General features: G+C 71.2%; 13 protein-coding genes. All 13 read left to right on the top strand.

Going from position 1 to position 14,630, the window contains the following annotated elements; translation table 11 throughout:
* Positions 1–12 precede the first annotated feature (12 nt).
* The 13 genes from AB0P29_RS13180 to tyrS all read left to right on the top strand — a co-directional run bounded on the left by AB0P29_RS13180 (position 13) and on the right by tyrS (position 14,190).
* Positions 13–783, top strand: a complete 771-nt coding sequence (locus tag AB0P29_RS13180; RefSeq protein ID WP_363380398.1) for an ABC transporter ATP-binding protein — start codon at positions 13–15, stop codon at positions 781–783.
* Positions 765–2,345 (top strand): hypothetical protein, encoded by a 1,581-nt coding sequence (locus AB0P29_RS13175; protein WP_363380396.1) that lies wholly within the window; start codon positions 765–767, stop codon positions 2,343–2,345. The genes AB0P29_RS13180 and AB0P29_RS13175 overlap by 19 nt, the downstream gene beginning before the upstream one ends.
* Positions 2,346–2,394: 49 nt before the next feature.
* On the top strand, positions 2,395–3,387 hold the full coding sequence (locus tag AB0P29_RS13170) for an NAD-dependent epimerase/dehydratase family protein (protein ID WP_311289802.1): 993 nt from the start codon (positions 2,395–2,397) through the stop codon (positions 3,385–3,387).
* A gap of 208 nt (positions 3,388–3,595) precedes the next feature.
* Complete coding sequence (argC, locus tag AB0P29_RS13165; RefSeq protein WP_363380393.1) at positions 3,596–4,645, top strand: N-acetyl-gamma-glutamyl-phosphate reductase; 1,050 nt, start codon at positions 3,596–3,598, stop codon at positions 4,643–4,645.
* Complete coding sequence (gene argJ / locus AB0P29_RS13160; protein ID WP_363380391.1) at positions 4,642–5,799, top strand: bifunctional glutamate N-acetyltransferase/amino-acid acetyltransferase ArgJ; 1,158 nt, start codon at positions 4,642–4,644, stop codon at positions 5,797–5,799. The genes argC and argJ overlap by 4 nt, the downstream gene beginning before the upstream one ends.
* A complete protein-coding gene (argB, locus tag AB0P29_RS13155; RefSeq protein WP_253035389.1) occupies positions 5,796–6,695 on the top strand; it encodes an acetylglutamate kinase in 900 nt (299 codons plus the stop codon). Before argJ ends, argB begins: the two co-directional genes overlap by 4 nt.
* Positions 6,692–7,951: an acetylornithine transaminase gene (locus AB0P29_RS13150; protein WP_363380388.1), complete on the top strand. Its 1,260-nt coding sequence runs from the start codon at positions 6,692–6,694 to the stop codon at positions 7,949–7,951. The genes argB and AB0P29_RS13150 overlap by 4 nt, the downstream gene beginning before the upstream one ends.
* Entirely contained in the window at positions 7,948–8,871 is a 924-nt protein-coding gene (gene argF / locus AB0P29_RS13145; RefSeq protein ID WP_253035391.1) for an ornithine carbamoyltransferase, read from the top strand. The genes AB0P29_RS13150 and argF overlap by 4 nt, the downstream gene beginning before the upstream one ends.
* Positions 8,850–9,977: a heparan-alpha-glucosaminide N-acetyltransferase domain-containing protein gene (locus tag AB0P29_RS13140; protein WP_253035392.1), complete on the top strand. Its 1,128-nt coding sequence runs from the start codon at positions 8,850–8,852 to the stop codon at positions 9,975–9,977. Before argF ends, AB0P29_RS13140 begins: the two co-directional genes overlap by 22 nt.
* Positions 9,974–11,404 carry an argininosuccinate lyase gene (gene argH / locus AB0P29_RS13135; RefSeq protein ID WP_363380386.1) on the top strand — a complete coding sequence of 477 codons (1,431 nt, stop codon included), beginning with the start codon at positions 9,974–9,976 and terminating at the stop codon, positions 11,402–11,404. The genes AB0P29_RS13140 and argH overlap by 4 nt, the downstream gene beginning before the upstream one ends.
* Positions 11,405–11,492: 88 nt before the next feature.
* Entirely contained in the window at positions 11,493–12,134 is a 642-nt protein-coding gene (locus AB0P29_RS13130) for a SatD family protein (protein ID WP_363380383.1), read from the top strand.
* On the top strand, positions 12,131–12,826 hold the full coding sequence (locus AB0P29_RS13125; RefSeq protein ID WP_363380381.1) for a hypothetical protein: 696 nt from the start codon (positions 12,131–12,133) through the stop codon (positions 12,824–12,826). Before AB0P29_RS13130 ends, AB0P29_RS13125 begins: the two co-directional genes overlap by 4 nt.
* 50 nt (positions 12,827–12,876) lie before the next feature.
* The gene (tyrS, locus tag AB0P29_RS13120) at positions 12,877–14,190 is read left to right on the top strand and encodes a tyrosine--tRNA ligase (RefSeq protein ID WP_311859913.1); all 1,314 of its coding nucleotides are present in this window, start codon (positions 12,877–12,879) and stop codon (positions 14,188–14,190) included.
* The last annotated feature ends 440 nt before the right edge of the window (positions 14,191–14,630 follow it).

Genomic DNA, 14,630 nt, shown 5'->3' with positions numbered 1-14,630 from the left:
TAGGCTCGGCCCGTGACCGACTCTCCGACCGTCCCCGCCCTGCAGCTGACCGGATTGGTGAAGCAGTTCGGCTCCGTCACCGCCGTCGCCGGCATCGACCTCACGGTCCCCGCCGGATCGTTCTACGGGCTCGTCGGCCCCAACGGCGCCGGCAAGACGACGACCCTGTCGATGGCCACCGGGCTGCTCAAGCCCGACGCCGGGAGTGCCCACGTGCACGGCGTCGACGTGTGGGGCGACCCCGTGACGGCCAAGCGCATGATCGGCAACCTCGCCGACGGCATCCGGCTGTTCGACCGCCTGACGGGGGAGCAGCTCGTCACCTACACGGGCATGATGTTCGGCCTTCCCCGCGAGGAGATCGGCCAGCGGGTGTCGGACCTCCTCGACCTCATGGACCTGCGCGTCGCAGCCGGGTCGATCGTCGCGGACTACTCGGCCGGCATGACCAAGAAGATCGCGCTCGCCTGCGCCCTCATCCACGCGCCGCGTCTGCTGGTCCTCGACGAGCCGTTCGAATCGGTCGATCCCGTCTCGGCGGCGAACATCGAGGACGTCCTGCGCGGGTACACCGCCTCGGGCGGATCCGTCATCGTCTCCAGCCACTCGATGGACCTGGTGCAGCGCATGTGCGACCACGTCGCCGTCATCGCCGCCGGTCGGGTGCTCGCCGCGGGGACCGTCGACGAGGTCCGCGCCGGCGACAGCCTGCAGAACCGGTTCGTCTCGCTCGTCGGCGGACGCCACCAGTCGGAGGGACCGCAGTGGTTGCGACAGTCCTGAAGCTGCGGTACCGCGCCCTCGCGAACACGCTGGCCCGTCGGCCGTGGCAGCTCGTGGGCTTCATCTTCGGCGCGCTCTGGGCCATCGGCGCGCTCGTTTCGATCGTGGCCGGGATGGTGGCGCTCGCCGTGTTCCAACCGCTCGAGACCGCCACCGTCGTGGCGGTGCTCGGGGGGAGTGCGCTGCTGCTGGGATGGGTGCTCGGTCCGATCCTCCTCACCGGCATGGACACGTCCATCGACGCGCGCGGCCTCGCCGTCTTCCCGTTCACGCGGACCCAGACGATGCTCGCACTCGGCGGCACCGGGCTGACCGGTCTCCCCGGCATCGCGACGACCCTCGCGGCGCTGAGCACGGTCATCCTGTGGGTGAGGTGGCCGCTGGCGGCGGTCGTCTCGATCCCCGCGGCCGTGCTCGCGGTGATCACCTGCGTCCTCGCCTCCCGTCTCGTCGGCGAACTCTCCGGCGGACTGGGCGGCAACCGCCGCGGCCGCGAACTCACCGGCACGGTCGTGCTGATCCTGCTCGTCCTGTCGGGGCCGATCCTCATCGGCGTCCTCACCCTGCTCGACGCCGGCGGCGACCTGGTGACGAGGCTCACGTCCGCCGCCGCGGTCCTGCCGTGGACCCCGATCGGCGCCGCGTGGGGCGTCGCTCCCGCGCTCGCCGCGGGCGACGTCCTGTCGGCGGTGGCGCGCCTCGGCATCGCGGTCGCCACCGTCGGCGTGCTGTGGGTGGTGTGGTCGCGGGTCATCGACGCGGGGACGGATGCCGCGCCGCGCCGCACCCGCAAGGTGGCGGCTGCCGGCCGCCTCGGCCTCTTCGGGCTCCTGCCGACCGGCGGCGTCGGTGCGACCTGGGCGCGATCGCTGAACGGCTGGCTGCGCGACCCGCGGTACCTCCGTCAGCTCCTGGTCGTACCCCTTTTGCCGATCGTGTTCCTCGTCACCGGCGGGACCGACGGGTTCTTCTTCGGCTTCTCGCCCGTCTTCGCGGCGCTGATGCTCTCCATCGCCGGGTACACCGACGTCTCCTACGACGGCACGGCGTACGCGACCGTCCTCGCCACGGGTGTGCGCGGCGTGGCCGACCGGGCCGGCCGCACCCTGGGTGCGGCGTGCGTCGGTCTGCCGCTCATCGTGCTGCTCGCGACCGCGACCGCGGTCCTCTCGGGCAACCTGGCGACACTCCCGATCACGCTGGGCGCCTCCGTGGGCATCGTCCTCGTCGGTTACGGGGTCTCCGCCGTCTCGTCGGCGCTGATCATCAGCCCCGTGGCGGCTCCGGGCGACAGCCCGTTCAAGAGCGTGCCGGGCCAGACCTTCGTCAACGGACTGCTCGCCTTCGTCGTGTGGGGTGTCGTCATCGCGCTGTCGACGCCGACCATCGCGGTCGCCGCCTACGCCTCGACCACCGAGGACGGGTTCTGGACCTGGGTTGCGCTCGCGGTGGGCGTCGTCGAAGGCGTCGTGATCGCCGTCCTCGGCATCGTCATGGGTGGTCGTCTCCTCGACCGGACCGGACCCGACCTGCTGGCGAAGATCCGGGCGCTCCCGAGCTGATCGCACCGCGGGGTGTCGCCGGGCGGTCGTCGCTGGTTCGATGGGGGGCATGACCCGCATCCTCGTCCTCAGCGGCACCGGCTGGCTCGGATCCCGCGTCGCCCAGCGGTGGGTCGACCGCGGCGCCGAGGTGACCTGCCTCGCGCGCGGCCACCGTGCCGCGCCGGCGGGCGCCCGTCTCGTGGTCGCCGACCGCGCCGCACCCGATGCCTATCGCGAGGTCGCGGACCGGGACTGGGACGACGTCGTCGATGTCTCCTCGGTCCCGTCGTACGTGCAGGCGGCTGCGGACGCCCTCGGCGGTCGCGCAGCGCACGCCACCTACGTGTCGAGCGTCTCGGTGTACGCCGGAGCGGAGGAGGAGGGTGCGGACGAGACCGCCGAGATCGTCCCCGCGTGGCAGGACGGCGACGAGGAGGACTACGCCCGCGCGAAGGTCGCCGCCGAGCGCGCCGCGGACGGTCTCGCCGCACGGCTCGCGATCGTCCGACCCGGACTCATCGTCGGCCCCGGCGACCCGACCGACCGATTCGGCTACTGGCCGGCGCGGTTCGCCGCGGCGGCCGACGGGCCGGTCCTCGTGCCGCAGACGGAGGGCCGGGTGCAGGTGATCGACGTCGACGACCTGGCGGACTTCATCGTGGCGGCGGGCGCCCGCGCGTTCGAGGGGGTCGTGAACGCGGTGGGCGAGCCGCATCCCTTCGCCGGGCTCGTCGCCCTCGTGCAGCGGCTCTCGGGGCACACGGGTCAGGTACAGGTCGCTCCGGGCGACTGGCTCGAACGCCACGGCGTGAGCCACTGGATGGGTCCGCGGTCCCTTCCGCTATGGCTGCCCGACGACATGCCCGGCTTCGCGACGCGCAGCAACGCGGCCTATCGCGCGGCGGGCGGCCGCATCCGTCCCCTGGTCGAGACGACCGCGCGGGTCCTCGACGACGAGCGCGCCCGCGGTGTCTCGCGCTCGCGCGGGTCGGGGCTCGAGCGCGCCGCGGAGCTCGACCTCCTGCGCATCCTGACGGAGGGTCCCGCGACGGCGTCGTGACCGTCGATTTGCGGGACCGGATGCCGCGACGATACCGTCGCGGTGTGTCCTCCGCCGCGATCCTCCCCGCCTCCGCGGGTTCGCGCGCGCGTCGACGTCTGGGCGACCGTCGACGCTAGGCGACCCTCCCGCTGTGCTCCGCGTCTCGGAGTGAGCCGCAGGTGTCGCCGTTCCGGCCCCGTTCCTCCCAGACAATAAGGTTGAATCCATGACCATCTCGGTCGCCGTCTCCGGCGCTTCCGGCTATGCGGGCGGCGAGATCCTCCGCCTGCTCGCCGCTCACCCCGAGGTCGAGATCCGCACCGTCACGGCGCATTCCAACGCCGGGCAGCCCCTCATCGACCATCAGCCGCACCTGCGCTCGCTCGCGCACCTCACCCTGCAGGACACGACGCCCGAGGTCCTCGCGGGCCACGACGTCGTCTTCCTCGCCCTGCCGCACGGTCAGTCCGCGCGGTACACCGAGATGCTGGCGGACGTCCCCCTCGTGATCGACGCGGGCGCCGACCACCGGCTGACCGACCGGACCGCGTGGGACCAGTTCTACGGCGGCGACTTCCCCGAGCCGTGGGCGTACGGCGTGCCCGAGCTCCTCGTCGACGGCGGGAAGCAGCGCGACGTGCTGGCGGGTGCGCGGCGGATCGCCGCGCCGGGGTGCAACGCGTCCACCGTGTCGCTCAGTCTCGCGCCCGGTGTGGCCGCCGGGGTCATCGACCCGGGCGACATCGTGTCGGTCCTCGCGGTCGGCCCGTCCGGAGCGGGCAAGAGCCTCAAGACGAACCTCCTCGCCTCCGAGATCCTCGGCAGCGCGAACCCGTATGCCGTGGGCGGAACGCACCGCCACATCCCCGAGATCCGTCAGGCGCTCGCCGCCGCCGCGCCCGCCGCCGCCGACATCCGGATCTCGTTCACCCCCGTTCTCGTCCCCATGGCGCGCGGCATCCTCGCGACCTCGACGGCGCCGATCGTGCCCGGTGTCACCGACGCGCAGATCCGGGAGGCGTGGGAGTCCGCGTACGCCGACGAGACGTTCGTCCAGGTGCTGCCCGAAGGGCGATTCCCGCGCGCGGCGGACGTCCTCGGTGCCAACACGGCGCTCCTGGGCCTCGCTATCGACCGTGCCGCGAACCGCGTCGTCGTGGTCGCCGCGGTCGACAACCTCGTCAAGGGCACCGCGGGTGCCGCCATCCAATCGATGAACATCGCCCTCGGTCTCCCCGAGTCGACGGGTCTGAGCGTGAACGGAGTAGCCCCGTGAGTGTCACGGCAGCGCAGGGATTCGAGGCGGCCGGCGTCGCCGTCGGCCTGAAGTCGACGGGAGCGAACGACGTCGCGATCGTCGTCAACCGCGGTCCGAAGAAGGTCGGTGCGGCCGTCTTCACCACCAACCGCGCCAAGGCGAACCCCATCCTCTGGTCGCAGCAGGTCATCGGGGACGGCGTCGTCGAGGCGATCGTCCTCAACTCCGGCGGAGCGAACTGCTTCACCGGGCCCTTCGGCTTCCAGACCACTCACCAGACCGCCGAGAGGGCCGCCGAGCTCCTAGGCGTCGGCGCCGGCGATGTCCTCGTGTGCTCGACCGGGCTCATCGGCACAGGGGACGAGGTCTTCCGCGCCAAGGTCCTCGACGGCGTCGAGAAGGGGGTCCGCGCCCTCTCCGCCGACGGGGGCGAGGCGGCATCCCTCGCCATCATGACCACCGATTCCCGGCCCAAGCGCGCTGTGGTCGCTCGGGGCGGCTGGACCGTCGGCGGCATGGCCAAGGGCGCCGGCATGCTCGCCCCAGGGCTGGCGACGATGCTCGTCGTCATCACGACCGACGCGGATCTGGATGCCGCGGCCGCCGACACCGCGCTCCGCGAGGCGACGCGGGTCAGCTTCGACCGGCTCGACTCCGACGGCTGCATGTCGACGAACGACCAGGTGACGCTCCTCGCGAGCGGAGCCAGCGGCATCCGACCCGACCCGGCCGACTTCGCGGCCGCTCTCACCGAGCTGTGCCTCGACCTCGCGACGCAACTGCAGGGCGACGCCGAGGGGGCGAGCCACGACATCACGATCGAGGTCGTCGGCGCCGCGAGCGAGGACGACGCCGTCACGGTGGGCCGCTCGGTCGCGCGCAACAACCTCTTCAAGGCCGCGATCTTCGGCAACGACCCGAACTGGGGTCGCGTGCTCGCGGCGATCGGGACGACGGATGCCGCCTTCGACCCCTACGACGTGGACGTGTCCTTCAACGGGGTCCGCGTGTGCACGGCCGGCGGCCCCGATCGCCCCCGCGAGGAGGTCGACCTGACGCCCCGCGCGACGCACATCCTCATCGACCTGCGCGTCGGGGATGCCACGGCGACGATCCGCACCAACGACCTGACCCACGACTACGTCCACGAGAACAGCGCCTACTCGTCATGACCGACATCCAGCAGACCACCCCAGAAGAGGCCGCCGGCAAGGCCGCGGTCCTCGTCGAGTCCCTTCCCTGGCTCAAGCGTTTCCGCGAGCAGATCGTCGTCATCAAGTACGGCGGCAACGCCATGGTCAGCGAAGAGCTGCAGACCGCGTTCGCCGAGGACATCGCCTACCTGCACCACGTCGGTGTGAAGGTCGTCGTCGTCCATGGCGGCGGCCCGCAGATCTCGAAGATGCTCGATCGTCTCGACATCCCGAGCGAGTTCAAGGGCGGCTACCGCGTCACGAGCACCGAGGCCATCGGCGTCGTGCGCATGGTCCTGGCGGGGCAGATCAACCCTCAGCTCGTTTCCCGTATCAACGCGCACGGCTCGTTCGCGACCGGCATGTCCGGAGAGGATGCCGGGCTCTTCCAGGGGCGGCGCCGGGGTGTCGTCGTCGACGGCGCCGAGCACGACCTCGGGCACGTCGGCGACGTCGTCGCCGTCGACCCGCAGCCGATCCTCGATCAGCTGGCCGCCGGTCGCGTGCCGGTCGTCTCCTCGATCGCCCCCGACGTCGACGATCCGGGCAGCTCGCTCAACGTGAACGCGGATGCCGCCGCCGCCGCCCTCGCGGTCGCGCTCGGCGCGGTCAAGCTCGTCATCCTGACCGATGTCGCGGGGCTCTACGCCGACTGGCCCAACCGCGACTCGCTCGTCTCGAACCTGACCGCGACGGAGTTGCGGACGATGCTGCCGCGCCTGGAATCCGGGATGATCCCGAAGATGCAGGCATGCCTCGACGCTGTCGACGGCGGCGTGAACCGCGCCGCGATCATCGACGGACGCCAGCCCCACTCGGTGCTGGTCGAGCTCTTCACACAGCGGGGGATCGGGACCGAGGTGGTGGCGGGATGACCGTGCAGACGACGACGACCTGGAAGGACGATGCCGCGCGCGACCTCGTCCTCAACTCTGGCGAACGCTACGCGATGCTCGTGCGCGGGGAGGGCGCTCACCTGTGGGACGACGAGGGCACGCGCTACCTCGACTTCCTGGGTGGGATCGCCGTGATCTCGCTCGGTCACGCGCACCCGGTCTTCGTGCAGGCGGTCGCGGACCAGGCCGCCACCCTCGGCCACGTCTCCAACTACTTCGCGACGCCGCCGCAGCTCGGGCTCGCCGCCCGCCTCAAGCGGCTGGCGGGCACGGGGGAGTCCGGTCGGGTCTACTTCGGCAACTCCGGCGCCGAGGCCAACGAGGCCGCCTTCAAGCTCGCCCGCCTGCACGGCGGATCCGAGCGCCCCCGCATCCTCGCCCTGAAGAACGCGTTCCACGGGCGCACGATGGGGACCCTCGCCCTCACCGGCAAGCCCGCCATGCAGCAGCCGTTCGAGCCGATGGTCCCGGGGGTGGAGTTCCTCGACTCCACGATCGAGGCGCTCGAGGCGGCGATCGACGACCGCGTCGCCGCCCTGTTCGTCGAGCCCATCAAGGGCGAGGCCGGCGTGCTCGAACTGCCCGAGGGATACCTCGCCGCCGCGCGCGAGATCACCCGGCGCCACGGCGCGCTCCTGATCATCGACGAGATCCAGACCGGCGCCGGTCGCACGGGGGCGTGGTTCGCCTTCCAGCACACCGGGATCACCCCCGATGCGATCACGGTCGCCAAGGGGATCGGCAACGGCATCCCGATCGGCGCGCTCGTCACCTTCGGCGCCGCGAGCGACCTGTTCTACCCAGGCACCCACGGGTCGACCTTCGGCGGCAACCCGCTCGCGACCGCGGTCGCGTCGGCCGTCCTGGACGAGATCGAACGAGCGGGACTCGTCGAGGCGGCCGCCGAACGCGGCCGGCAGATCCGCGACGCGGTCACGGCGATCGGTTCCCCGTTGGTGACCGGATGCCGCGGCCAGGGGCTTCTCATCGGGGTCGCCCTGCGGCATCCCGTCGCCGGAGCCGTCGTCGCCGCGGCGCAGCAGCACGGGCTCATCATCAACGCCGCAAACGACGCGACGATCCGCCTGGCGCCGGCGCTCACGATCGGTGATGTCGAGATCGACGAGTTCCAGACGCTGTTCGCTCGCGCCCTCGCCACCGTCGAGGATGCCCTGATGCTCGACGACACCCCCGGTACCGACGACACTTCTGACACGACGGAGGCCCCCGCATGACCCGCCACCTGCTGCGCGACGACGACCTGACCCCCGCCGAACAGGCCGAGATCCTCGACCTCGCGGTCGAGCTCAAGGGCGACCGCTGGAAGGAGAAGCCGCTCGCGGGTCCGCAGACCGTCGCCGTCATCTTCGACAAGTCCTCCACCCGCACCCGTGTCTCGTTCGCCGTCGGCATCGCCGACCTCGGCGGGTCCCCGCTCATCATCTCGACGGCGAACAGTCAGCTCGGCGGCAAGGAGACCCCGTCCGACACGGCGCGCGTCCTCGAGCGTCAGGTCGCTGCGATCGTGTGGCGCACCTACGCGCAGGCAGGTCTCGAGGAGATGGCGGCGGGCACCCGCGTCCCCGTCGTCAACGCGCTGAGCGACGACTTCCACCCCTGCCAGCTGCTCGCGGACCTCCTCACCATCCGCGAGCACAAGGGCGAGCTGAAGGGTCTGACGCTGACGTTCTTCGGCGACGGTCTCTCCAACATGTCGCACTCGTATGCGCTCGCCGGCGTCACCGCCGGCATGCACGTGCGGATCGCCTCGCCGGAGGCTTACGCGCCCCGGGCGGACGTGGTCGCCGACGCCGACCGGATCGCTGCGGAGACGGGCGGATCGCTCACCCTCTTCACCGACCCGAACGAGGCCGCAGCCGGTGCCGACGTCATCGTCACCGACACGTGGGTCTCGATGGGCAAGGAGGAGGAGAAGATCGCCCGCCTGCGCGATCTCGGCTCCTACAAGGTGACCCAGGAGACCATGACGCTCGCGAAGGACGACGCGATCTTCATCCACTGCCTCCCCGCCGACCGCGGGTACGAAGTGGATGCGGATGTCATCGACGGTCCGCAGAGCGTCGTCTGGGACGAGGCGGAGAACCGCCTGCACGCGCAGAAGGCGCTGCTGGTGTGGCTGCTCCGGCAGCCGTGAGCCGTGCCTGGCGGAGCTGGAACGGCCCCGCCAGGCTCCACGGCGTCGACCTCGCCCGCGCCCTCGCGGTGTTCGGGATGCTCGCCGCCCACCTGCTCACCATCGAGCAGCCGCTGCGGCTCGCCGACCCCGCGACGTGGATCGACGTCGTCAACGGGCGCTCCTCGATCCTGTTCGCCGTGCTGGCGGGCGTCTCGATCGCGCTCATGACCGGGGGACGGATGCCGCGCCGCGCCCCGCGGCTGGGGGTCGACCGCCGTCGTCTCGCGGTCCGGGCCGTCCTGCTGTGGGCGATCGGTCTGCTCCTGACGCAGACCGGCGTCCCGATCTACGTGATCCTGCCGGCCTACGGCATCCTCTTCCTCCTCGCACTGCCCCTGCTGGCGCTTCCGGCGTGGGCGCTGTGGGCGATCGCGGCATCCGTCGCCCTCGTCGTCCCCTGGTTCCTGCCGTTCCTCGACGCCCTGCCGATCTGGGACGGCGAGGCGGGGGAGACGCTCTTCTTCGCCGTCGGGTGGGCCTACCCCTTCCCGCTGTGGATCGCTTTCGTCGCGGCGGGGATGGCGCTGGGGCGCACCGATCTGCGGCGGGCGGGCACCCAGGCGCTGATCCTCGCGGCGGGTGTCGCGCTCACGGCGCTCGGCGCGGTCATCGGGCTCCTCGCGGACATGGCCGGCGGGGCGCCACCGGACTCCTACGCCGCGGCCGTCCTCAGTGCGGAGGCACACAGCGGCGGGATCGTCGAGGTCGTGTCGTCGACGGGGTTCGCGATGGCCGTCCTCGGCGCGTGCCTGCTCGTGTGCCGTACGCCGCTGACCTGGGTGCTGGCACCTCTGCGCGCCGTCGGATCGATGCCCCTGACCGCCTACGTCGGCCAGGTCGTCGCCTGGGCTCTCATCGCCCTCGCGGTGCTCGGCGACACGACAGACCTGCGGGCGTTCCGCGATCTGCATCCGCTCGGGTGGTTCTACCTGGGAGCGATCGTCCTGTGCAGCCTGTGGGCGATCCTCGTCGGCCGCGGACCGCTCGAGAGTGCGCTCGCGGCGGTGTCGCGGCGAGCGGTGCCGACGGACGGCGGGGAGCCCGCCGATAGGGTGGAGTCGTGAGCGAGAGCAAGAACGAAGCAACGAATCAGGGTGCGTTGTGGGGCGGGCGTTTCGCCTCGGGCCCCTCCCCGGAGCTCGCTGCGCTGAGCCGCTCGACGCACTTCGACTGGGCCCTCGCGCTCTACGACCTGCGCGGTTCGCACGCGCACGCGCGCGCCCTGGGACGTGCCGGTTACCTCACCGCCGACGAGGAAGCCCGGATGCACGCGGGCCTCGATGCGCTCGGCGAGGCGGTGCGGTCGGGCGAGCTCGTCGCGACCGAGTCGGACGAGGACGTGCACGGTGCCCTCGAGGCGGCGCTGATCCGCGAGGTGGGCCCCGAACTGGGCGGCAAGCTGCGGGCCGGACGCAGCCGTAACGACCAGATCGCCACGCTCGTGCGGCTGTTCCTCCTCGATCACTCGCGCGTGATCGCGCGTGATCTCGTGCGTGTCATCGACGCCATCGTCGCGCAGGCCGAGGCGCACCCCCAGGCGATCATGCCCGGTCGCACGCACCTGCAGCACGCGCAGCCCGTCCTGCTCGCCCACCATCTCCAGGCGCACGCCTGGCCCCTCGTCCGCGACCTCGAGCGGCTCCGCGACTGGTCGGTCCGCGCGTCGGTCTCGCCCTACGGCGGGGGAGCGCTCGCCGGTGCCACGTTCGGCCTGGACGCGCAGCTCGTCGCTGACGAGCTGGGTCTCGCCCGGCCCGCCGAGAACTCGATGGACGGCACGGCCGCCCGCGACGTGGTCGCCGAGTTCGCCTTCATCACGGCGATGATCGGTGTGGACATCTCGCGTTTCGCCGAGGACATCATCATCTGGAACACGCGGGAGTTCTCCTTCGTCCGCTTGGACGACGGCTTCTCGACGGGTTCGAGCATCATGCCGCAGAAGAAGAACCCCGACATCGCCGAACTCGCGCGCGGCAAGTCGGGTCGCCTCATCGGCAACCTGGCCGGTCTGCTCGCGACGCTGAAGGCGCTGCCGCTCGCGTACAACCGCGATCTGCAGGAGGACAAGGAGCCGGTCTTCGATTCGGTGGCGACCCTCGAGGTGCTGCTGCCGGCGTTCGCGGGCATGATCGCCACCCTCCGTTTCGACACGGAACGCATGGCGGCCTCGGCGCCCGAGGGGTTCTCCCTGGCCACCGACGTCGCGGACTGGCTGGTCAAGCGCGGTGTGCCCTTCCGGGACGCGCACGAGATCTCGGGTGCGCTGGTGCAGGCGTGCGAGTCGCGCGGGATCGAGTTGGCGGATGCCGACGACGCCCTTCTCGCGCAGGTGTCGCCGCATCTCGACCCCGAGGTGCGCGAGGTGCTCACGGTCGAGGGATCGGTGGCGAGCAGGGATGGGTCCGGTGGGACGGCTCCGGTGCGGGTCTCGGAGCAGCGCGCTGCGCTCGTTGCGCGCACCCAGGAGCTCGCTCGCGCCCTGAGCGCCTGACTCTGCGACCGTCTCCCTCACTTATCTCTCCGACAAAATAAGTAAAACACTTATTGCCAGCTCGGCATAAGCGGCCTACCCTGTCCCTATGAGCGACGACGCAGCGGTGATCGCCGACATCGTCGGATCACGCAGCCTTCCGGACCGCGCGGCGGCGCAGCGGGCGATCGTGGCGACCGCGGAACGCGTCCACGCGGACCACCCGGTCGCCGGTGCACCCCTCACCGCGACCGTCGGGGACGAGTTCCAAGCCGTCTACCCGGGACTCGCGGCGGCGCTGACGTCCCTGCTGCTCGTGCAACTGCACCTCCCCGACGGGGTTCAGCTGAGGTTCGGGGTCGGTGTCGGCGCGGTGGACCCCGTCGACGAGTCGATCACGGACGGACCCGGATGGTGGGCAGCCCGGGCCGCGATCGACGAGGCCCACCGATTGCAGGACCGCGCCGTGCCGCGCGCGCGCACCCGCATCGCCGCCGCGGAGGGGCAGGATGCCGTCATGCTCCACCGCATCGCGTACGCCAACGCCTACCTGCTCGCGCGGGACGATCTCGTCGCGTCGATGAGCGAACGGACGCGACGGCTGACCTACGGACGCTGCCTCGGCCGTACCCAGCGGGAGCTCGCCGAGGCCGAGGGCGTCACCCAGCCCGCGGTCTCGCAGGCGCTCGCCTCGGCGGGGTCCGCGGCGCTCGTCGCGGGTTTCGCCGACCTGAGCCGGGAGCTCTCGTGATCGGCGCGGGGATCGTCCTTCTGGCGGTGGGTGTCGCCGACCTCATCCGCCTGTACGTGCCGTCTCGGGGCCGCGCCGGTGCGTACGCGGTCGCCGCTCTCGTCGTCCTCATCGGTGCCGCCGGTGCGGACGCGGTGGTGTGGGCGTTCGTCGCCGTCGCGGTCGCGGCCGTCTGGGTCCTCGCCACGCCCGGCTCCGCCGGGGGCCGGGCAGGTCTCTGGCCGCTCGTCGCGGTCGCCGTCGTCGCGTTCGTCGCGGTCGCGTTCGACGGGGTGCGCCCGGATCAAGGGCCGCTGGGCGAGTCGTGGCCCGCGGATTCCCCCCTCGGCGCCGTCAGCCTGGACGTGGCGCTGTTCGTGCTTGGCGCGGTCGTCTTCCTGAGCGAATCCGGCAACGTGGTCGTCCGCGCCGCGCTCCGCGGGGGAGACGTCGCCGCCGACGCCCCGAACGCGTTGAAGGGCGGCCGCCTCATCGGCCCGCTCGAGCGTGTGCTCGTGTTCGCCTTGACGGTGACCGGCGCGTTCACGCTCCTGGCGGCGGTCCTGGCAGCGAAGGGCATCGTCCGATTCCCGGAGATCTCCCGTGACAGCGACCTGGGTACGCGCGCCGAGTACTTCCTCATCGGCAGCCTGGTCAGCTGGGTGACGGCGCTCGGTGCCGCCTTCCTCCTCTGGTGGGGGACGTCGGTCTGAGCCGTGCCGGCACGCGGGGCCGCCGCACGCCCGCTGATAGCCTGGAAGACGTGTCTGAATCCGCTCCGAGCGCCGAACTGAAGGCCCTCGCGCCCGCCAACGACCCGTCCTTCGCCAACGTGTGGGACGAGATCGTCTGGCGTGGTCTCGTGCACGTGTCCACCGACGAGGCATCGCTCCGCGAGCTCCTCTCGGGGGAGCCGATCACGTATTACTGCGGGTTCGACCCGACTGCTCCGAGCCTGCACCTCGGCAACCTTGTCCAGCTCCTGCTCCTGCGACGGCTGCAGCTGGCCGGGCACAAGCCGCTGGGTCTCGTCGGTGGGTCCACCGGGCTCATTGGGGACCCGCGGCCGACGGCGGAGCGCACACTCAACACCCGCGAGACCGTCACCGAGTGGGTCGAGCGTCTGCGCGGTCAGGTGGAGCGCTTTCTCAGCTTCGAGGGAGACAACGCTGCCCGGATGGTGAACAACCTCGACTGGACGGCGCCCCTGAGCGCGATCGATTTCCTCCGCGAGATCGGCAAGCACTACCGCGTCGGCACCATGCTGAAGAAGGATGCCGTCGCCGCCCGCCTCAACTCGGATGCGGGCATCAGCTACACCGAGTTCAGCTACCAGATCCTGCAGGGCATGGACTTCCTGGAGCTCCACCGCCAGTACGGCTGCGTCCTCCAGACGGGTGGCAGCGATCAGTGGGGCAACCTGACGAGCGGGACCGACCTCATCCACCGGGTCGAGGGGACGTCCGTGCACGCGATCGGCACCCCGCTCATCACGAACAGCGACGGGACGAAGTTCGGCAAGAGCGAGGGCAACGCCGTCTGGCTGGATGCCGACATGTGCAGCCCGTACCGGATGTACCAGTTCTGGCTCAACACCGACGACGCCGACGTCATCGCGCGACTGAAGGTGTTCACCTTCCTGACGCGTTCCGAGATCGAGGAGTACGAGCGGCTCGTCGCCGACGAACCCTTCCGCCGCGCCGCGCAGCGCCGGCTGGCGATGGAGGTCACGACGACCGTCCACGGGGTGGATGCCGCGACCGCGGTCGCCGCGGCGTCGGACGCCCTGTTCGGTCAGGGTGATCTGACGGCGTTGGATGCCCCGACGCTGCGCTCCGCGCTGGAGGAACTCCCGCACATGACCGCGGCCGGCGGCGTGCCGGTCGTCCAGGCCCTGCTCGAGACCGGTCTCGTGTCGAGCGCGAGCGAGGCGCGCCGGGCGATCGCCCAGGGTGGGGTGTCGGTCGACGGCGTCAAGGTCGCCGACGAGGAGCACGTCGTCTCCGGTTCGCTGCCCGGTGGCGTGTCGGTGGTGCGGCGGGGCAAGAAGACTCTCGCAGGGGTGTTCGTCTCCTGACCGCTGCGTTCCGAGAGGCCGTCGTCCCCGCCGTGGGGAGGGCGGCCTCTCTGCGTGCGGGGCGGATTCCTGCGCGACACGCCCGGGATGCGAGCGTGATTTGCCCGACCCGGAGGAGCGGCGTAACTTATTACTCGTTCGCCCCACAGGGAAGAGCGAGAGACCGAAAGGCCTCCGGCCCCCTCAAGCGGAGAACGAAAGCCATCCCAAACCTCTCCTAGAGAGAACAAGGCCTTGTGGTCTAGGATGGGGACTCCACCTCGAAGCCCCGTGGTGATGAGCCCGACACGATCTTCTGGTCGTGGCGTGCCGTCCCGTTCGGGAGTCGAGCGAAGAGTCAGTGACGTTGCCTCACTACGAAGCCCTTGCGGGGGTGGTGTGGGAGCATCCGATCCTTGAGAACTCAACAGCGTGCACTTGTCAAATGCCAAATAACCTCG

Origin of the sequence: Microbacterium sp. NPDC080220, assembly GCF_040686395.1 — a bacterium.
Taxonomy (GTDB): domain Bacteria; phylum Actinomycetota; class Actinomycetes; order Actinomycetales; family Microbacteriaceae; genus Microbacterium; species Microbacterium gawkjiense.
Note: the sequence above shows the minus strand (reverse complement) of the source record. Positions and strands in the feature narration are given on the sequence as shown.

Coding starts and splice junctions, on each gene's coding strand:
- AB0P29_RS13130 (WP_363380383.1), top strand. CDS start 11,493: ATGAGCGACGACGCAGCGGTGATCGCCGACATCGTCGGATCACGCAGC.
- AB0P29_RS13150 (WP_363380388.1), top strand. CDS start 6,692: ATGACCGTGCAGACGACGACGACCTGGAAGGACGATGCCGCGCGCGAC.
- argB (WP_253035389.1), top strand. CDS start 5,796: ATGACCGACATCCAGCAGACCACCCCAGAAGAGGCCGCCGGCAAGGCC.
- argC (WP_363380393.1), top strand. CDS start 3,596: ATGACCATCTCGGTCGCCGTCTCCGGCGCTTCCGGCTATGCGGGCGGC.
- argF (WP_253035391.1), top strand. CDS start 7,948: ATGACCCGCCACCTGCTGCGCGACGACGACCTGACCCCCGCCGAACAG.
- AB0P29_RS13170 (WP_311289802.1), top strand. CDS start 2,395: ATGACCCGCATCCTCGTCCTCAGCGGCACCGGCTGGCTCGGATCCCGC.